Source organism: Gilliamella sp. ESL0441 (genome assembly GCF_019469185.1).
Lineage (GTDB): Bacteria > Pseudomonadota > Gammaproteobacteria > Enterobacterales > Orbaceae > Gilliamella.
In genome coordinates, this window is sequence record NZ_CP048264.1 from 555,473 (window position 1) to 575,961 (window position 20,489).

The following is a 20,489-nucleotide window of genomic DNA, read 5'->3' on the forward strand; positions in this document are numbered from 1 at the left end:
TAATTAGCCTTTTGGTTTTTCATTTGGATCAATATTACGTTTGGAAAGATCGTTCAATTGTTTAGTTAATGCATCGATACCATTTTGACGTAAAATTGTTGACCACTCATTTTGCTTAGTCGTGATCATACTTACCCCTTCGGCAATTAAATCGTAAGCTTTCCACTCTCCTGTTACAGAATTTTTTCGCCACTGAAAATCAATACGTAATGGTTGTTGACCTTTGTCTGGTTGATTTAATAATACACGAATTGAAATTAATGTTTTTCCAGTAAGATCTTTCGCTTTTTCAACTTGATAAGTTTGACCATTATACATGGATAATGCTTGTGCGAAAGCTTGAACTAAGTAGTTTTCAAAAGCATCAAAATAGGCCGTACGTTGGGCAATGCTTGCTTCTTTGTAAACGTTACCTAAAATTAGTGCGCCAGCATATTTAACTTGTACATAAGGTAATAGATCTGATCTGACTATATCTTTCAACTTATTTGGATTTGTTTTTATTGTTGATTGTTGTGATTTTATGGTGCTAAAAATTTTATCAGCTGCTACTTTCATTTCGTCATAGGGATTATTTTCAGCAAAGGCTGAAACACTAAATACTAATGCGAATACTAAAAAAATAGTTTGCTTGAATTTGGTTAACATAATGACTCCTTATTTTTCATTTACATCTTGTGAGTTTTGATTCTTTTCCTTATTTGATGAATCACCCATACTATAAAGAAATTGACCTATTAGGTCTTCTAATACCATTGCTGGTTTTGTATTACTAACGACAAACCCTTCTTGAAAATAAGGTGGTTTGTTATTTTTATGAGCTGTGGTTGTTGTGGTATCTGTTGCATCTAATGAATCAATATCGAACTCTGTTGATTGATCTAGCCCAAAATTGATATCAATAAATTGTTCCCCTAATAACCCCGAAGTTTTTATTGATAATGAACTAGAACTTGGAATTTTATTATATTGACTATCGATATCCATTGTTACATAAGGTTTATAAACATCGTTTCCTGAGGCGTTTAGGCTAATATTGCTTATTCTTCCTATTACTACTCCACCAATTTTAATTGGTGATCTAACTTTTAATCCGCCGATATTATCAAATACGGCATATACTCGATATGAATTGTGGCTGGTAAAAGATGTAGGATCGGTAACGCGAAAACATAAAAAAAGTACCGAGCAAATGACTAGTACCATAAATAATCCAACTGTAATTTCGACTTTACGACTCATGTTTAATGACCTCAATGACTAAACATTAATGCGGTTAAAATAAAATCTAACCCCAAAATAACTAATGATGAATAAACAACTGTGTTAGTAGTTGCTCGACTAATTCCTTCTGATGTTGGTACGCAATCGTAACCATTAAAAAGAGCAATCCAAGTGCTGGCAATTGCAAAGGCAAAACTTTTGACAAAACAGTTGCCTAAATCATGCCACCAGTCAACATTACTTTGAATTGAAGACCAAAAAAATCCAGCATCAATGCCTTTCCAATCTACACCAACTAAAACACCACCTAAAATACCGACAGCGACAAAAATAGCCGTTAAAAACGGCATAGAAAAAAATCCAGCCCAGAAACGGGGTGCAATAATACGTCGTAATGGATCGACTGCCATCATTTCCATGCTTGATAGTTGTTCTGTCGCTTTCATCAAACCTATTTCAGCCGTTAAAGCAGAGCCGGCACGTCCAGCAAATAATAATCCGGCAACAACGGGACCAAGCTCACGTAATAAAGCGAGAGCAACCATCATACCTAAACTCGCTTCAGCACCAAAAGTGGTCAAGATAAAATAACCTTGTAAAGCGAGTACCATACCAATAAAAAGTCCGGATACGATAATAATCGTTAAAGATTGTACACCCACAAAGTAAAATTGTTTGACCAGTAACGGGAATTGCTTAGCAAATTGTGGACGACCAATTAGCGCTCCAAATAGCATCATTCCTGAACGACCAATCAGAGCAATAAGGTCAATTAACCATTTTCCCATTTTTTCAAGTAAATTAAACATTATTTTATACCTCGACTTAGGTCTAATTTATAATCATCTGCGGGATAATGAAAAGGTACCGGTCCATCAGCTAAGCCTTCAAGAAATTGTTTTACACGCAAGTCGTCATTTTCGCGTAATTGTTGTGATGTTCCGCCTGCAATAATGTGTTGTTCAGCAACAATATAAGCATAATCGGCAATACTGAGTACTTCATTAACATCATGGCTGACAACAATACAGGTTAATCCAAGCGACTGATTGATTTCTGAGATTAATTTGACAATGACACCCATAGAGATTGGGTCTTGCCCGGCAAAAGGTTCATCAAACATGATTAAATCAGGGTCAAGAGCTATTGCTCTGGCTAAAGCGGCTCGCCTTGCCATACCGCCAGATAATTCTGAAGGCATCATATGAGCTGCTCCACGAAGTCCTACTGATTGTAATTTCATTAATACTAAATTATGTAAAACAGGTTCAGGTAAATCGAGGTGTTCACGAATTGGATAAGCTACATTGTCAAAAACAGAAAGATCGGTAAACAATGCACCAGATTGGAATAGCATACTCATGCGTTTACGCACTTCATAAAGTCTGGAGCGAGACATGCTAGGAATATTTTCACCATCAAAAAAAATTCTACCTGATTGCGGTTTCAATTGACCTCCAATCAAGCGTAGTAGTGTGGTTTTACCTATTCCCGACGGTCCCATAATCGCTGTCACTTTGCCTTTTGGAACATTCAAACTCATATTTTTATAAATTGGTCTTGTTCCTCGATAAAATGACATATCGTGAATTTCGACCAAATTTTCTTGTAATGTGTCAGTCACAATGATTCCTACACTACCTTAATTAAAATTAACGTTATTTTACTTGATAATGAAGAATAATGAAATCTATTTAATATATTGTTAATCTTTGAATTATGAGAATAATTAAAATAAAAAGCATTTTTTAATTAAAAATTACTGAATATTAATCGATTAAATTCATAAAAAAAGATGATTGTTTTTAAATAGCACAGCCATTATTTCAAGTTGTTATGATAAATTCAGTTAACATTATATTTTAATTGCATAAAATAAAACATCTAAAAATTGTTTTTATTCATGCCGAGCTTTGCGGGCTAGGAAATTTCCAGTACTTTGTACGCATTGAATGACAATAACCAAAATGATTACACAAATGTAAGTGACAGTGGTATCAAAACGTTGATAACCATATGAAATGGCTAAATCACCAATTCCACCTGCGCCAACCGCACCCGCCATTGCGGTTGCTCCAATTAAACCGATAGTTGCAGTAGTTAAGGTCAAGATCAATGAACTGAAAGCTTCAGGTAATATGAAATACCAAATGATCTGAATTGGTGTTGCTCCCATTGATTCTGCGGCTTCAATAATGCCACTGTTTACTTCCAGTAAAGAATTTTCAACTAGGCGAGCAATATAAGGCGCTACATAAAAAGTTAAAGGCACGATAGCTGCTGTTGTACCAATCGAACTACCAACGATAAATTTAGTAAAAGGGACAATTGCCACTAATAATATTATAAAAGGGAGTGAACGAACTAAATTTATAATAGGATTGATGATCCGGTATATTCGGTTATTTTCAAGTAATCCTCCTGGGCGAGTTGTCACTAAACAAACACCAAGTGAAATACCAATTAAGGAACCCAATATTAAAGCGAAAAACACCATATAAAATGTTTCGTAGCATGCCTGTAGAAATTGATCTAATGTGACCGTTGTTGATAAATTAGTTTTGAAGTATTCAAGGATATTTGTGAAAAATTGCATTTAGTTTTCCTCCCAGTGGTTTATTTCAGTGACTTGCACGCCATGTTTTCGAAGGAATTGTACAGCTTCTTGGATATTGCTATCGTTACCTTTTAACTGAATAAACATACTGCCTAAAACTGTTTTTTCAATTTCTGACATATGGGCAAATAAAATGTTAACTACAACAATTTGTTTTAAAATAAGCGAATTGATAACGGGTTCTGAGGCTGAACGTCCTAAAAATTCAAGTTTAAATAGTTTAATATTGTCTTTTTTACCTTCTACTTCTAACAAATTTTCAACTACACCCTTTGGAATTTGATTGTTAATAACGGAGTTAACAAAATTTCGAGTTGTTTGATGTTGTGGGTGTCCAAATACATCCAGTACGTTACCATGTTCTATAATTTTGCCTTTTTCCATTACGGCAACCTTATGGCAAATTTGTTCAATAACATGCATTTCGTGAGTGATTAAAACTACCGTTATTTTGTATTTTTCATTGATTTTTTTGATTAAATCTAAGATTGCTCGTGTAGTTTGAGGATCAAGTGCCGAAGTCGCCTCATCACAGAGTAAAATATCCGGATCGTTAGCTAATGCTCTTGCTATGCCGATTCGCTGTTTTTGTCCGCCAGACAGCTCTTTAGGATAACTATTTGCTTTATCACTTAATCCAACAAATTCTAATAATTCACTTACTTTTTGTTTAATAATTTGTTTATTTTTTTTAATTAAAATTAGAGGAATAGCAATATTTTCATAAACGGTTTTTGATTCAAGTAAATTAAAGTGCTGAAATATCATGCCGATCTTTCGCCTAACTTGGCGTAACTCAGAACCGGATAGTTGATTCAAAATTTGATTTTGTATAATGATTTGACCTTGTGTCGGTTTTTCAAGGTAATTGATTAAACGAACTAAGGTGCTTTTGCCTGCACCGCTATAACCAATGATGCCATAAATATCCCCTTTATCAATGGTTAAGTTGATCTTGTCTAAGGCTTGAGTGGTGATGCCGTTTCGCTCATATTGCTTGGATACATTTTCAAATCTAATCATTCTTGCGTCCCTATTTACTTTGTTCTAATTGAATAAGTGCTTGCTTGGCAAGTTTAGCTAAATAGTTTGCAGCAGGTGTTATCATGTCAGAATTAATTTGAAATTTAGGGTGGTGAAGTGCATAAGGGCTTTGAGAACCAAGGTTAATAAATGCGCCCGGTACATGATGTAGATAATGGGCAAAATCTTCACCGCCTAATTGAGGCTGAAAATCAATGATTTCGTAACCTTCTTGTCTTGCAATATTTTTTGCAAGCTCGACCCAATTTTCTACATTTATGATTGAAGGAGGGCCTTCAAACCATTTTAATTCAGCTTTTGCGCCCATTGCAATAGCAATATTTTCAATAATCGAAGCTAGCTGCTGTTTGACTTTAGTTCTTATTTTTGGCGTGAGGGTTCTTACCGTGCCTTCCATTTCAACCTTTTCAGGTATCACGTTCCAAGTATTTCCACCTTCAAATTTAGTAATGCTGACAATTACAGCATCAAGACCACTTACAGAACGACTTGAAATAGTTTGTATGGCGTTTACAATTTGTGCACCAATAACAATCGGATCAATACCCGATTCAGGTCTTGCTGCATGTGCTCCAACACCGGTTATGGTAATTTCAATGCGATCAACATTAGCTGAAAAAGGGCCAGCTCGTGATGCCATTTGATTAATGGTTAAATTAGGGTTGTTGTGTAAACCGAGTATGGCATCTACCCCTTTTAATGCCCCAATTTTAATAAATTGTAGGGCTCCACTAAAGTTTTCTTCTGCAGGTTGGAATAGTAAACGAATGGTACCTGTTAAATCTTTTTCATGTTCTTTTAAAAGATAAGCCGCTCCCATTAAAATTGATGCATGTACATCATGCCCACAAGCGTGCATAACATTTTTATTTTGGGAACGATAATCACAATTTGTTTGTTCATGGATAGGTAACGCATCAATATCAGCTCGTAAAGCCAGAATAGGGGAGCCTGTTCCAATTTCGGCAATGACTCCCGTTTTAGCACCTAATTCTATTATTTTAATGTTTGCTTTTTCTAAATACGTTTTCAATATTTTAGTCGTTTCGAATTCTTGATTTGAAAGCTCAGGATGTTGATGTAATGTAACAAAAAGCTGATGAATAGTTTGTGCAATGGGCTGATGCATAATAAATCCAAAAAATGATTATGAGATGTTTTTAACGTTAGCACAGCTTAATTTTTCAACCTAATAATCGTTTTTTATATCTTATTCCAAAAAGTTATAAGATAGAATAACTTGGAATAAATAAACCATTATTTCTGTGCTAGAGTAAAACAAATGTCGATAGCCGATAAAGGGTAACTCAAATGAAAAATGGTTTTATCAAACATAAATTCTTACAACATATTGCTATTGTGGTTTTATTTAGTTCTGCATGTTTAATGAGCGCTTGTGATAATTCCTCAAAACAAGCTAATAATCAAACCAAAAAAGAGATTAGTATGGGGGTATCACCCGGTCCATATAATGATCTTTTTAGAGATGCGGTAAAACCTATTCTTGAATCAGAAGGATATAAAGTTAAATTGGTTAATTTTCCACATTTATTAGAATCGGATGTGGCATTGAGTGAAGGAAGCATTGATTTAACCGTTGCACAACATACTGCTTATATGAATGTATTTAATGCCCAACGCAAAGCTAATTTAAAGCCAGTTGTGCATGTGCCATCGGTACCCGCGGCGATTTTCTCTAATAAGTATCAATCATTAGATAAGGTTTTTTCAGGGGCTAAAGTGGCGATTCCTCAAGATGCTTCAAATGCTGCACGTTCTTATAATTTACTTGAAAAAGCAGGATGGATTAAATTGAAAGAGAATACGAATCCTATTTTAGCGAGTAAAAATGATATCGCTGAAAATTTAGAGGGCATCGATATTATCGAAATGGATTCGGCAAATATTCCAAGAGTTCTTAATGAGCTTGATTTTGCTGTCATTCCGGGGAGTATAGTTTATTCGGCCAACATTGATTCAAGCAAAGCTTTGCTTTTGGAAACCATTGTCCCCGATTTAGAAATTATGGTTGTGGTGAATGAAGGTAACGAAAACAGTCAATGGGCGCAGGGTGTCAAACGTATTTATCAATCCCAACAATTTAAGGATTATATGCAAGCTCACAATCAAAATGGTTATTGGGTGATGCCACAAGAATAAAATCCAAAATGTGCCCGTTGTGAAGGCGGGCATTTAATATCTTGTCATTTGCGTATCAACGGTTAATGCCCAAGCATCAATCCCACCACTAAGATTATAAAGATAATCAGTATCAAAACCATTTTCAGCTAAATAATTGGCAACATTAAGGCTCCGAACTCCGTGGTGACAGTAAAGTACAATGTCGATTTCATCGGGTATTTTATCTAAATAAAGTGGGATAAGATTCATTGGAATATGGATGGAATTTTCAAGGTGGCATATTGCTACTTCATTAGATTCTCGTACATCAAGTAAAAACAGAGGATGTTTCTGATTTAATTTTTCTGCAAGTTCTGTCGGTGTAATAGATTTTATGTTGATCATGATTTCTAATACTGTTAAGTAATGTTAAAAAGTTTGATGTTTTATTTGTGTCTGAATATAAAGCAAAAACATATCAAGTTTCAAATAATTTTAACATCATCCCGTTCGAGGAAAACAGGATGATGTGTTGAGTATTATGCAGCTAAAGCTTTGCTAATTTTTTCATATAAATCTTTTGATAAATGATCCAGTTTTAATAAGGTTTCAAGTGCTTGACGCATTTGTTGCTGACATTGTTGGTCATAACGTTTTAATCTTATTAATGGATCGATCAATCTTGCAGCAACCTGCGGATTTTTTTGATTTAATTCCATTAATATTTCGACTAAAAATCGATATCCACTCCCATCAGTTGCATGGAAAGCTACAGGATTGTTATTAACAAAAGCACCGATTAAAGCGCGAATCCGATTGGGATTACTGAGCGAAAAGGATCGATGAGTTAAAAGTTTTTTCACCGTTGAAAGTGCATTTTTTTCTGGACTCGATGCATTCAAAGCTAACCACTTATCCATCACTAATCCGTCTTGATGCCATTTATTATCAAAATCGGCTAAAAGTTCTTGATGACAATCAAGCTGAGCTTTAACAGCAACTGTTAATGCAGCGATGGTATCTGTCATATTATCTGCTTGATAATATTGTTGATGAACCAGATGATTTGCTTGTGATTTCTCATCGGCATGGGCTAAAAGCATCAAACAGGCATTTTTTAATGAGCGCTTAGCAATATCTTCATGTTTAATAAGATAATTTTCGATTTTATTGTGACGGTAAACTGCGGTTAATTCATCATAAAGTGCATTACCGAAACACGTTAATAAAAACAGGCGGACTTGATAGATGGCTATTGGGTCAACGACACTAAATAAATTGGCTAGTTCATTTTCCGAAGGTAAAGTGATGATTTGGGCAATAAGAGAGGGATCTGTTGATTCGGATAATAATATTGCTCTAAATGCATCGATAACTGAATCAGGAAGGTTTAGTTGTCGATTATCTTGATAATTCTTAACATTTGCCCGAATATATTTAATTAATAGCATTTGCGCAGCATCATAACGACTAAAAGCATTGGTTGCATGTTGCATCAAAAAAATCAAATCACTATCTTGATAATCATAGGTCATTTTTACCGGTGCAGAAAAATCACGTAATAATGAAATAATCGGTTTTTCATTCACGTTATCGAAAACAAATTGTTGTTTTGCTTGTGTTAAATTTAAAACGTGATGAATTGGCAGTTGGTTATGCTCAAGTTTAATGATTTCGCCGTTATGTTGATATAATTCAATATCAACAGGTATATGCAAAGCTTTCTTTTCAGCTTGATCTAAGGTTGCAGGCGTGTTTTGTTCGATAGTTAAATAATAGTGTTTGCTTTTTTCATCATAGCTATCTGTAATGGTTAATTCTGGTGTACCTGATTGGCTGTACCATAATTTGAATTGTGTTAAATCAATGCCTGAAGCATCTTGCATAGCAGCGACAAAGTCATCGCAAGTTGCTGCACTTCCGTCATGACGTTCAAAATAGCGTTTCATGCCAGCTTGAAACTTATCTTCGCCTAACAAGGTATGCATCATTCGTATCACTTCAGCCCCTTTTTCGTACACAGTCACCGTATAGAAATTATTCATTTCTATGACTTGATCAGGACGAATAGGATGAGACATCGGACTTGCATCTTCAGCAAATTGGACACTACGCAAGATTTTAACATCATCAATTCGCTTAACGGCTCTAGAGCCCATATCCGCGCTGAACTCTTGATCACGAAAAACCGTCAAACCTTCTTTTAAGCTAAGTTGAAACCAATCACGACAAGTAACACGATTGCCTGTCCAATTATGAAAGTATTCATGACCAATTACACCTTCAATACCCAAATAATCATCGTCAGTGGCCGTTTCTGGTTTGGCAAGGACATATTTTGAGTTGAAAATATTTAGACCTTTATTTTCCATAGCACCCATATTAAAAAAGTCAACGGCAACAATCATGAAAATATCTAAGTCATATTCTAATCCAAAACGTGTTTCATCCCAGCGCATAGCATTTTTTAAACTGGTCATTGCCCAATGTGAACGATCTAAATTGCCTTTATCAACATAAATCTCCAGATCAACTTTACGGTTTGAACGAGTTATAAACTGATCTTTAAGAATATCAAAATCTCCGGCAACCAATGCAAACAAGTAGGCGGGTTTAGGAAATGGATCTTGCCATTGTACCCAATGACGACCGTCTGAAAGTTCCCCTTGTGCAATGCGGTTACCATTAGAAAGCAGATATGGGTATTGTTGTTTATTGGCGGTAATACGAGTTGAAAAACGCGCTAAAACATCGGGTCTATCTAAATAGTATGTGATATGACGAAATCCTTCAGCTTCACATTGTGTACAAAGTGCTTCTCCAGAAACATACAATCCTTCTAGTGCAGTGTTATCAATTGGTTTTATTTCATTGACGATGGTTAGTGTAAATTCATCTGATGGAACATTGTGGATAATAATGCCTGAGTCGGTAATGTGATAATCCTGCCAAGGCTGTTCATCGATATTGATAGCGATTAATGTTAAGTCTTCTCCATCTAAAACTAAGTCTGAGGCTTTAGCATTTTTTTGTATAATATGACTACGAGCCGTGACTGTTGTGATTTCTGCGGATAAGTTAAAATCAAGATCGATATCCGTAATGGTAAAATCGGGTGCTTTATAGTCCAGTCGATACTTTGCAGTTGGTTGTGTTTTGGTATTATTCGTTGTCATAGTTATTGTGCCTTTTATTTTTATAAATAATTAAAATTCGATAAATATTGCATGATTTTCACAACTGCACTTATCGTTATTGGTGATGTTTAATTAATTCTTTTGAGTATAGTTAGGTTATACTATATTAATCTGGTTTGTTATTAATATTATAGCCTAATGAAGATAGGTTATTATATATTTAATCTATATCTTCAATATTATTCTGCTATAATCTCTAGAATTTTTTTAGAGTATTAACAACAAAAAGACATGTTACCAGCTATAATTACATCAATCTTAGATACTGATGCTTATAAGTTGCATATGCAGCAAGCCGTTTTTCATCATTACCCAGATACCACCGTTGTTGCGGAGTTTCGTTGTAGAAGTGATGATTTATTAGGTCAATATGCTGATGAAATAAAACATCAAGTCAAATTAATGGAATCATTAACGCTTTCCGATGATGAATTTCAATATCTATCTGGCATCTCCTTTTTTAAAACTGATTATTTAAACTGGCTCAAGAATTGGCGTTTTAATAGTCAATTATTGACGATAACTAATCGAGAAGGAAGGCTTGATATAAGAATTGAAGGAAAGTGGTTGGATGTAATTTTATGGGAAGTCCCATTACTGGCAGTTATTAGCGAAATAGCACATAGAGATCGTTCTCCTAATATTGGCGTGTCGGAAGCTATAGCCCAACTCAAAAATAAATTGACAAGATTTAACGAGCAAACTGCAAATATGGATATGTCGGGCTTTAATTTAATGGATTTTGGAACCCGAAGGCGTTACTCATTTGCCGTACAATCTGCTGTTGTCGATTACCTAAAAAACCATTTTGACAATTTTCATAGTACCAGTAACTATTTACTGGCTTATCGACTAGGGCTTACCCCTGTTGGTACTCAAGCACATGAATGGTTTCAAGCTCATCAGCGATTAACTCCAACTTTGCAAGATTGTCAAAAAACAGCGCTTAAAGTTTGGTTAGAGGAATATCCTCAAGATTTGGGGGTAGCCCTAACAGACTGTATTACCATGGACGCATTTTTGCGTGATTTTGATACTTACTTTGCTAATCACTATCAAGGATTACGCCATGATTCGGGTGATTCGATTGAATGGGGTGAAAAGGCGATGGCCCATTACCAACAATTAGGGATTGATCCTAAAACAAAAATGTTAGTATTTTCCGATAGTTTAACTTTTGACAAAGCGATAAAGATTTATCAACATTTTCATCATCGAGTAAAATTGTCTTTTGGTATCGGGGGCTTTTTGGCGTGTGATATTCCGTCTACTGAAGCAAATACCAAAGCCTTAAATATCGTATTAAAATTGACGCAATGCAATAATCAGTCTGTTGCAAAATTGTCAGACAGTCCAGGTAAAACAATATCGCAAGATTTAGCTTTTATTAATGAATTAAAAAGAACGTTTAACGTTAATCATTAAACTTATTTTTATAAAAAACGTGAATCAAATTATAAATGTTTTATTTAGAAATTTAATTTAATGCCAACTGAGACTAAAGTTAGGTAACTAAGTGGCATTTAGAATATACTTGTATTATTTTTAATACTATTTAACTTAATTAATATAGAGATGGATAATTAAAATGAATTCAGTTGCTCCTATTGTTGATGTGTTACAAGGCAAAATTGCTGTTGGTAGCACTATTTCTGTTCAAGGCTGGGTAAGAACGCGCCGTGATTCGAAAGCCGGTATTTCATTTCTAGCTGTTTATGATGGCTCATGCTTTGATCCTATTCAAGCTGTTATAGAAAAAGATCTGCCAAATTATGAACAAGATATTTTACGGTTAACAGCAGGCTGCTCAGTTAAAGTAACGGGTAAAGTTGTTGAATCTCCGGGACAAGGACAAAAATACGAGCTACAAGCAACACAAGTTGAGGTTTATGGCTTTGTTGATGATCCTGAAACGTACCCAATGGCTGCTAAACGTCACTCAATTGAATATTTGCGAGAAGTTGCTCATTTAAGAGCAAGAACCAATATTGTTGGCGCGATTACACGTGTGCGTCATACATTAGCGCAAGCCATTCACCAGTTTTTTGATGAACGAGGCTTTTTTTGGCTTTCTACGCCAATTATTACCGCATCAGATACTGAAGGTGCAGGTGAAATGTTCCGAGTCTCCACTCTTGATATGTTAAATCTGCCTAAAACAGACAAGGGGAAAGTCGATTTTGATAAAGATTTTTTCGGAAAAGAAGCTTTTTTAACGGTATCAGGGCAATTAAATGCAGAAACCTATGCTTGTGCATTGTCTAAAGTTTATACTTTTGGGCCAACATTTAGAGCTGAAAATTCCAATACAACACGCCATTTAGCTGAATTTTGGATGATGGAACCTGAAGTTGCGTTTGCTGATTTGAATGATAATGCAAAACTTGCAGAAGATATGTTGAAGTATGTCTTTAAAACCGTACTTGAAAAACGTGCTGATGATATGCAATTTTTTGCTCAGCATATCGATAAAGAGGCAATTAATCGTTTAGAAAACTTTATTAATGCCGATTTTGCTCAAGTTGATTACACCGATGCCATTACTATTTTACAAAACTGTGATGCCAAATTTGAAAATCCAGTGAGTTGGGGAATCGATTTAGCATCAGAACATGAGCGTTATTTAGCTGAACAACATTTTAAAGCGCCAGTCGTTGTTAAAAATTATCCAAAAGATATCAAAGCATTTTATATGCGTATGAATGACGACGGTAAAACTGTGGCTGCAATGGATGTGTTAGCGCCAGGTATTGGCGAAATCATTGGCGGATCGCAACGTGAAGAGCGTTTAGATATGTTAGATAAGCGCATGGACGAAATGGGGCTTAAAAAAGAAGATTATTGGTGGTACCGTGATTTACGTCGATATGGTACTGTTCCTCATTCTGGATTCGGTCTTGGATTTGAGCGCTTAATTGTTTATGTCACTGGTGTACAAAACGTAAGGGATGTCATCCCATTCCCAAGAACACCACGAAATGCAAATTTTTAACCGAATAAAATTAGGTAACAATTTTTGGCAGTTATGATAAATCGCAAATTAAGTAAAAAGCAAAAAATGTATAAATAATAGGCAAACGAGCTAATTTTAGTTATTAGACATCATAATTAACGAAAAGTTCACTTGCTTTTAAAAAATTTTTATACATAATTTACGGTACTGTAAAAAGTAGATGAAAATAATAGAAATATTATTTTTGGATGAATAATCATTGTACAAAAATAGTCACTCATTTTTTTATGAAGTGTCTTTTAAAAAAACAACCATGAGGGTAAGAAATGAAACGTAATCTATTAGCAATCGCTATTCCAGCACTTTTAGCTGCTGCTGGCGCAAATGCATCTATCGAAGTTTGGAATAAAGATGGCAACAAAGTTGACTTTTACGGTCGAGTAAAAGCTGCTAACCACATCACTGATCGTGGTCAAGAAGGCGAAGGTGATGATACATCTGCTCGTTTAGGTATGTCTGGTCAAACTCAAATTACTGACTGGTTATCTGGCTATGGTCGTTGGGAATATGAAGCTAAAGCAGGTAAAGATTCTAGCAATGAAGTACGTTATGCATTTGCTGGATTAAATTTTGGTGATTTAGGTTCTTTCGATTATGGTCGTAACGATGGCGTATTAAAAGCAATCACTGCATATACCGATGTATTACCAGAATTTGGTGGCGATGCATCTAACAATGGTTGGAACGTGCTTTCTGCTCGTACTAAAGCTGTAGCGACTTACCGTAATAATAACCTATTCGGTTTATATGATGACATTAGCTTTGCATTACAATATGCTGATAATGGTGATAATTCAGATACTACGGACTCTATCAAAAAAGATAAAAGTCGTGAGGCATATGGTGCAAATTTAGAATGGCGTTTATTTGATACAGGCTTAACTGCTGGTGCTGGTTATGCTCAATCAACTGTTAAAGATTTACGTCATAGTACTTGGGCAACAGGTGTCAAGTATGATAACTATAATTTATACTTAGGTGCTAACTACTTCCAAAGTAAAGTGAAAGATAGTTATATCAATCACCACGGGGAAGAAGCAGATATCAAAATTAAAGGTTTTGAATTAGTTGCTCAGTATGGTATCGAGTTAGAAGTTGGTCGTTTAACACCTTCTGTAGCTTATGTGAATCATAAAATTCGTAATGGATATCAATCTGCAGCGAGCCATAAACTTTATAATAGAGACAGCAGCTCACCAATGGCTAAATACGTGTCTGTAGGTGCTACTTATGATCTTAATAAAAATTTCAGTGCTATTGTAGAATATAAATTTAATCTACTTGACCATAAAGACATTGGTGCTGAAATGAATACAGTTAAAAATCGTAGTCATAAGAAAGTTAATAATCCAGGTACAAAAGATGTATTGGGTGTTGGTTTAATTTACCAATTCTAATTTCCTCTTTGTATCTTGAAAAAAGGCACTTAGGTGCCTTTTTTATCGCCATTTAAACACTTTTCCGTCTAAAAACACATTTTATGCTTAAAACTAATTTAGTGCAGAGACTAAAATAGCTTTAAACAAGTAAAGATTACTTTACTACCATAATTATATATACAATATAAGCATAAAAATTCTATATCTAACGTTAGATATCACAGAAATAATATAGTCGCTAAATATTAGCGATTATTTATTGGTCGAGAGCAAATTAATTTGCATCTTTAATAATAAATACCTACGAGGGTAACAAAATGAAACGTAATCTATTAGCAATCGCTATTCCTGCGCTTTTAATTGCAGGTACAGCAAGCGCTTCTATTGAAGTGTGGAATAAAGACGGTAATAAAGTTGACTTTTATGGTCGAGTTTATGCATTAAATTATATTACTGACCGTAATAACCAAACAGGCGAAGGTGATAAAACGACTGCACGTCTAGGTATGTCTGGTCAAACTCAAGTTACTGACTGGCTATCTGGTTATGGACGTTGGGAATATGAAGCGAAAACGGGTAAAGATGCGGATAATGAAACTCGTTATGCATTTGCTGGTTTAAACTTTGGTGATTTTGGTTCATTTGATTATGGTCGTAATGACGGTGTACTAAAAACCTTAACTTCTTATACCGACGTTTTACCAGAGTTTGGTGGTGATGCATCAAATAATGATATTTATGCATTAACTGCACGTACTAAAGCTGTAGCGACTTACCGTAACTCAGACTTCTTTGGTCTTGTAGATGGTTTACGTTTTGCTGTTCAATATGCAGATAATGGTGACAATAGCTCAACTCGTAAATTAAATACAGTTGACCATAACAATGGACATGATAGCGCTGAAGCATGGGGTTCTGTTATTGATTGGGATGTACTTGATACCGGTTTATCTGTCGGTGCTGGTTATGCTCAAACAGGTGGTCACAAAGATGCTAAAGCATGGTCAGCAGGTATTAAATACGACAATAATAATGTGTATTTAGCTGCGCTTTATATTCAAGGTAAACAAAAATATGGTTGGGATAATGGATCGTCTACTAGCAATGCGGATGATTTAAAAACTAAAGGTTTTGAACTTGTTGCACAATATGGAATTGACTTCGATATTGGTCGTTTAACTCCATCAGTTGCATATGTTCAACATAAAGTTAAAGATGCTTCAAGCTTATCAGGTGATGCAGGGCTTAAAGGTAATGACCTTGTTAAATATGTTGATGTTGGTTTAACTTATGCATTCAACAAAAACTTACAAGCTATTGTTGATTACAAAATCAATTTATTAGATAAAGATGATATTGGTGCACGTCGTGCTCTATATGATAATAGCACATTTAGCAAATCAGAAATTAAAGCGACAACAAAAGATACCGTTGCACTTGGTTTAATTTATCAATTCTAATTGATTGCAATTTAATACTTTGGAAGGCACTTCGGTGCCTTTTTTATTGTCTCTAATTCAATCAAATAAAACTTGTATTTTATTATATACTCTGCTAAAAACAGACAAGATAATAATAGATTAGGACAACATTATGCGTTATACCACTCGTCAACTTCCTGCAAAGAAAAATATAGCTTTAGTCGCACATGATCACTTAAAAGAATCATTATTAAATTGGTGTAAACGAAATCGAGACGAGCTTTCACATCATCATTTATGTGGTACCGGAACCACTGGGACATTAATTAAAAAAGAAACAGGTCTAAATATTAAACCTATGCTTAGCGGTCCTATGGGTGGCGATCAACAAATTGGGGCACTAATTGCCGAAGGAAAAATTGATATTCTTATCTTTTTTTGGGATCCACTCAATGCAGTGCCACACGATCCTGATGTTAAAGCTTTACTTCGTTTATCAACAGTCTGGAATATTCCGGTTGCGACTAATCAAGCAACCGCTAACGCATTGATTCAATCCTCTATTTTCATGCAAGAAGTTGAAATTGAGATTCCTGACTATCAAGGTTACTTAGCTGAAAGGTTAAAATAAATGCCAATTCCATCCCAAATACGGAAAACAGGTAGGCAAATATTATTATTTGATAATTTGTTTATTGTATTGGGGTTTTATATTGTCTTTCCACTTGTTTCAACTCATTTTGTAAGTGAAATAGGTTGGAGTGCATTATTTGTGGGATTTGCATTGGGATTTCGGCAATTTGTTCAACAAGGGTTTGGTATTATTGGTGGTGCTATCGCTGATCGATTTGGTGCAAAACCCATGATCATAACTGGTATGTTTTTGCGGTCGATTGGCTTTATTTCAATGGCTTTAGCAACTGAACACTGGTTATTACTTGTATCTTGCTTATTGTCTGCATTGGGGGGACTGTTATTTGATCCACCTCGAATGGGATTAACCATAAAATTTACTAGACCTCACGAACGAGGTAAATTCATATCATTATTAATGATACAAGACAATGCTGGTGCCGTTATTGGCGCACTTATCGGTGGGATTTTAATTGATTATGATTTTCACTTAGTTTGTTGGTGTGGTGCCTTTATATTCTTTTTGTGTGGGATGTTTAATATCTTCTTTTTACCTGCTTATCATATTTCAATTGGTAAAGCACCTATCATTAATGGTATAAAAATGGTATTAAAAGATAAAAAATTTACCCGTTATGTTCTTACTTTAACTGGTTATTATGTGTTATGGGTACAGATTATGTTAATGCTGCCTTTAACTATTACCAACATTTCAGGTAGTCCAAGTTATGTTAAATGGATGTATGCAATTCAAGCTGGTTTATCCCTTATATTGTTATATCCGCTTGCAAGATTTAGTGAACGATATTTTAGATTAGATCAGCGTCTCAAATTTGGTCTGTTATTAATGTCATTTGGATTTATAATCATTGGTTTTACAACAAAATTATCAATACTACTTTCATTAATTGCTTTATTCTATTTAGGTGCCATTATTGCTGAACCGGCAAGGGAAACTTTATCTACAGTGCTTAGCAATCCCAAAGCAAAAGGTAGCTATATGGGGTTTAGTCGGTTAGGGCTTGCTATAGGAGGATTTGTAGGTTATACCGGTGCCGGCTGGCTATATGATATTGCTATACGAATAGGGTTTCCACATTTACCATGGATAATATTAACGTTAATAGGATTGATAACCTTTGGTTATCTACAATTTCAATTTAAAGATGAGCCTCCAATGCCACGAGTTAAAATGAAGAAAATTGGTTAATCTCACCTTTGTTAAATAAAATCGCTTCTCCTGTATTTAATTTGAACCATGTTTCATTGGAAGTTAAGGGTAAAGTCGAAATGATTGTGACGATATCATTAGGCGTAGTATGTTTGTGAAAGTCAATTTCAACATCTTCATCAAGAAGTTTAGCTTTCCCGAAAGGTGCTTTGCGGGTTATCCAATGTAAATCAGTTGAGCAATAAGCAAAAACATATTGACCGTCAGAGAGTAACATATTAAATACCCCAAGTTGGCTTAGTTTATCTGCGCATTGCTTGATACAACTGAACACTTCGATATCATTATTGGGTTTTTGAGGATATTTCTGATGGAGTTGATTAATTAGGTAGCAAAAGGCATATTCACTATCAGTAAGACCTACAGGTTCAAATATCCCCATATCGAGATCTTCATAACCGGTTAATTGTCCATTATGGGCAAAAGTCCAATTTTTTCCCCATAACTCACGCGTAAAGGGATGTGTATTTTCAAGTGCTACACCTCCTCGATTTGCTTGGCGAATATGGGCTATGACTGCTTTGGACTTTATTGGATACTGTTGAACAAGTCTGGCAATAGGCGAATAACTGCAAGGTTCAGGATCTTTGAATGTACGGCATCCCTTACCTTCATAGAAAGTAATACCCCACCCATCTTTATGGGGACCTTTGTCGCCCCCTCGTTTGACTAAACTGGTAAAACTAAAACAGATATCCGTTGGTACATTTGCACTCATGCCCAATAATTCGCACATTTATTTGCTCATCTCTTTTTCAATTAATAAAATTAAAATATGTATTACTTTAATATGAATTTCCTGAACCCGATCAGCATAACCAAAATGAGGGACACGAATGTCAACATCGGCAAGCCCATTCATTTTTCCGCCATCTTTTCCGGTTAATGTGATGATTTTCATTCCTTTTTGCTTTGCAACTTCAATTGCTTTTAATACATTAATTGAGTTCCCTGAAGTTGAAATACCTAACAGTACATCGCCTTTTTGTCCTACACCTTCAACATAACGAGAAAAAATTGAATCAAATCCAAAATCATTACCCACACACGAAATATGACTGACATCGGATATTGCGATAGCTGGATAAGCTGGGCGATTATCACGAAACCGTCCGGTTAACTCTTCAGCAAAATGCATTGCATCACAGTGAGAACCTCCGTTACCACATGATAGCACTTTACCGCCATGTTTAAATGATTCCGCAATTAAGATTGCGGCATCTTGAATATGTTCAAGATTTTTATTGTTGGAAATAAAATTAGTTAAAACATCAACAGCTTGATTTAACTCATGTCGAATATTATCAATATACATCGAAATTACCTCTAAATAAATTCTAATGATTATTGTAATTCGTTGAAAATTGCTTGCAAGAAATAAAAATTAATTTTAATTCATTGTGAGACATTCAATAACCTATTAAATCAATTTAATCTAGTAAAAGGACTGTCAATTTAAACAAATCTATTAAATTGTTTTTTTTATAACTAGTTGTTATCAATCTAAATTTAGTTGTAACGTTTTACTTGATTAAAATCATTTTTGATCAAAGATAATTTGAAGTAAAGATCTTGTATGTAACGTTATTTGCTAATAGGAGAAGTCTGCAGTTTGTGATACAATTTGATAGTTATTTTTTCACGAATAAAGATAGTGAAATTGCATTTAAAAATCAATTGATAAGGAATTAGTATGCAAACTATTGAAGCTAAAGTTATCGCACCAAAAGCAAAAGTTGCCATTATTGTGGCTCGTTTTAATCATTTTATAAATGAGAGTCTTGTTAATGGCGCTACCGATGCACTAAAACGTATTGGACAAGTCGATGATAAAAACATTACCGTCATATGGGTTCCTGGTGCTTATGAAATCCCACTAGCGGCAAAAGTTGCAGCGCAATCCAAAAAATATGATGCAATAGTTGCATTAGGAACAGTGATTCGTGGTAGTACAGCGCATTTTGACTTTGTTGCTGGCGAGTCAAGTTCAGGTTTATTAAGTGCAAGCCTAGATTATTCGATCCCAGTTGGATTTGGTATTTTAACAACCGAATCTATTGAACAAGCTATCGAACGTGCAGGCACAAAAGCGGGTAATAAAGGTGCTGAAGCAGCATTAACTGCGCTTGAAATGCTAAACGTAATTAAAGCAATTAAGGAGTAAGTTAGTGGCATCAGTCAATCCTCGTCGTCGAGCAAGAGAGTGTGCGGTTCAAGCGATATACTCTTGGCAAGTTTCCCGAAATGATCTTGCCGATGTTGAGACAAGTTTTATTGCAGAACAAGATATGAAAGGCGTTGACTCTAAGTATTTTCGAGAACTCTTAAATGGTGTAGGTAAAAATACAGCAGAGTTAGATGATAAGATGGCGCCGTATCTCACTGAACGTACAGTTGAAGAACTTGGTCTAATCGAATTAGCAATATTGCGAATTGCGCTTTATGAATTAACCAAACGCCAAGATGTTCCGTACAAAGTCGTGATTAATGAAGCAATCGATTTAACAAAAACATTTGGTGCAGCTGATAGTCACAAATTTGTTAACGGTGTTTTAGATAAGATAGCCCCAACCATTCGTACGCGGTAACAGACTAAAAGTGAGATTGAA

The 20,489-nt window shown here is 35.0% G+C and carries 20 protein-coding genes; 9 read left to right on the forward strand and 11 right to left on the reverse strand.

Annotated features, from left to right (window positions below; all coding sequences use genetic code 11):
- Positions 1-3: 3 nt before the first annotated feature.
- The 7 genes from mlaC to GYM75_RS02560 all read right to left on the reverse strand — a co-directional run bounded on the left by mlaC (position 4) and on the right by GYM75_RS02560 (position 6,014).
- Positions 4-648, reverse strand: a complete 645-nt coding sequence (mlaC, locus tag GYM75_RS02530) for a phospholipid-binding protein MlaC (protein ID WP_220216611.1) — start codon at positions 646-648, stop codon at positions 4-6.
- A gap of 9 nt (positions 649-657) precedes the next feature.
- Entirely contained in the window at positions 658-1,242 is a 585-nt protein-coding gene (gene mlaD, locus GYM75_RS02535) for an outer membrane lipid asymmetry maintenance protein MlaD (RefSeq protein ID WP_220216612.1), read from the reverse strand.
- 11 nt (positions 1,243-1,253) lie between these two features.
- The gene (gene mlaE, locus GYM75_RS02540; RefSeq protein WP_220216613.1) at positions 1,254-2,033 is read right to left on the reverse strand and encodes a lipid asymmetry maintenance ABC transporter permease subunit MlaE; all 780 of its coding nucleotides are present in this window, start codon (positions 2,031-2,033) and stop codon (positions 1,254-1,256) included.
- On the reverse strand, positions 2,033-2,848 hold the full coding sequence (gene mlaF / locus GYM75_RS02545) for a phospholipid ABC transporter ATP-binding protein MlaF (RefSeq protein ID WP_220216614.1): 816 nt from the start codon (positions 2,846-2,848) through the stop codon (positions 2,033-2,035). The genes mlaE and mlaF overlap by 1 nt, the downstream gene beginning before the upstream one ends.
- A 273-nt stretch (positions 2,849-3,121) precedes the next feature.
- Complete coding sequence (locus GYM75_RS02550; protein WP_220216615.1) at positions 3,122-3,820, reverse strand: methionine ABC transporter permease; 699 nt, start codon at positions 3,818-3,820, stop codon at positions 3,122-3,124.
- Entirely contained in the window at positions 3,821-4,864 is a 1,044-nt protein-coding gene (locus GYM75_RS02555; RefSeq protein ID WP_220216616.1) for a methionine ABC transporter ATP-binding protein, read from the reverse strand.
- A gap of 10 nt (positions 4,865-4,874) precedes the next feature.
- On the reverse strand, positions 4,875-6,014 hold the full coding sequence (locus GYM75_RS02560) for an amidohydrolase (RefSeq protein ID WP_220216617.1): 1,140 nt from the start codon (positions 6,012-6,014) through the stop codon (positions 4,875-4,877).
- Positions 6,015-6,196: 182 nt separating this feature from the next.
- Between GYM75_RS02560 and GYM75_RS02565 the strand changes: the two genes are divergently transcribed.
- Positions 6,197-7,045: a MetQ/NlpA family ABC transporter substrate-binding protein gene (locus GYM75_RS02565; protein WP_220216618.1), complete on the forward strand. Its 849-nt coding sequence runs from the start codon at positions 6,197-6,199 to the stop codon at positions 7,043-7,045.
- A 33-nt stretch (positions 7,046-7,078) separates the two neighbouring features.
- Here the strand turns inward: GYM75_RS02565 and GYM75_RS02570 are convergent, their stop codons facing one another.
- Both GYM75_RS02570 and pepN read right to left on the reverse strand, forming a co-directional pair.
- The gene (locus GYM75_RS02570) at positions 7,079-7,408 is read right to left on the reverse strand and encodes a rhodanese-like domain-containing protein (protein ID WP_370632153.1); all 330 of its coding nucleotides are present in this window, start codon (positions 7,406-7,408) and stop codon (positions 7,079-7,081) included.
- Between the two features lie 137 nt (positions 7,409-7,545).
- Complete coding sequence (gene pepN, locus GYM75_RS02575; RefSeq protein ID WP_220216620.1) at positions 7,546-10,182, reverse strand: aminopeptidase N; 2,637 nt, start codon at positions 10,180-10,182, stop codon at positions 7,546-7,548.
- A 252-nt stretch (positions 10,183-10,434) separates the two neighbouring features.
- On the opposite strand from pepN, the gene pncB reads away from it, so the two are divergent.
- The 6 genes from pncB to mdtH all read left to right on the forward strand — a co-directional run bounded on the left by pncB (position 10,435) and on the right by mdtH (position 17,859).
- The gene (pncB, locus tag GYM75_RS02580; RefSeq protein ID WP_220216621.1) at positions 10,435-11,628 is read left to right on the forward strand and encodes a nicotinate phosphoribosyltransferase; all 1,194 of its coding nucleotides are present in this window, start codon (positions 10,435-10,437) and stop codon (positions 11,626-11,628) included.
- A 163-nt stretch (positions 11,629-11,791) separates the two neighbouring features.
- Positions 11,792-13,195: an asparagine--tRNA ligase gene (gene asnS, locus GYM75_RS02585; protein ID WP_065558865.1), complete on the forward strand. Its 1,404-nt coding sequence runs from the start codon at positions 11,792-11,794 to the stop codon at positions 13,193-13,195.
- A 287-nt stretch (positions 13,196-13,482) separates the two neighbouring features.
- Positions 13,483-14,613, forward strand: a complete 1,131-nt coding sequence (locus GYM75_RS02590) for a porin (RefSeq protein ID WP_220216622.1) — start codon at positions 13,483-13,485, stop codon at positions 14,611-14,613.
- A 299-nt stretch (positions 14,614-14,912) separates the two neighbouring features.
- The gene (locus GYM75_RS02595; protein WP_220216623.1) at positions 14,913-16,055 is read left to right on the forward strand and encodes a porin; all 1,143 of its coding nucleotides are present in this window, start codon (positions 14,913-14,915) and stop codon (positions 16,053-16,055) included.
- A gap of 133 nt (positions 16,056-16,188) precedes the next feature.
- Positions 16,189-16,647 (forward strand): methylglyoxal synthase, encoded by a 459-nt coding sequence (locus GYM75_RS02600; RefSeq protein WP_220216624.1) that lies wholly within the window; start codon positions 16,189-16,191, stop codon positions 16,645-16,647.
- Entirely contained in the window at positions 16,648-17,859 is a 1,212-nt protein-coding gene (gene mdtH / locus GYM75_RS02605) for a multidrug efflux MFS transporter MdtH (RefSeq protein WP_220216625.1), read from the forward strand. It begins immediately after the preceding gene.
- On the opposite strand, the gene GYM75_RS02610 is transcribed toward mdtH, so the two are convergent.
- Positions 17,837-18,616, reverse strand: coding sequence for a class II glutamine amidotransferase (locus GYM75_RS02610; RefSeq protein ID WP_220216626.1), 780 nt, complete (start codon positions 18,614-18,616; stop codon positions 17,837-17,839). The two genes, mdtH and GYM75_RS02610, sit on opposite strands and share 23 nt — an antisense overlap.
- Positions 18,617-19,195 (reverse strand): D-sedoheptulose 7-phosphate isomerase, encoded by a 579-nt coding sequence (gene lpcA, locus GYM75_RS02615; RefSeq protein ID WP_220216627.1) that lies wholly within the window; start codon positions 19,193-19,195, stop codon positions 18,617-18,619.
- A gap of 378 nt (positions 19,196-19,573) precedes the next feature.
- Between lpcA and ribE the strand changes: the two genes are divergently transcribed.
- Together ribE and nusB are read left to right on the forward strand one after the other, a co-directional pair.
- The gene (ribE, locus tag GYM75_RS02620; protein WP_294826468.1) at positions 19,574-20,044 is read left to right on the forward strand and encodes a 6,7-dimethyl-8-ribityllumazine synthase; all 471 of its coding nucleotides are present in this window, start codon (positions 19,574-19,576) and stop codon (positions 20,042-20,044) included.
- Positions 20,045-20,048: 4 nt separating this feature from the next.
- Entirely contained in the window at positions 20,049-20,468 is a 420-nt protein-coding gene (gene nusB, locus GYM75_RS02625; RefSeq protein ID WP_065558858.1) for a transcription antitermination factor NusB, read from the forward strand.
- Positions 20,469-20,489 lie beyond the last annotated feature (21 nt).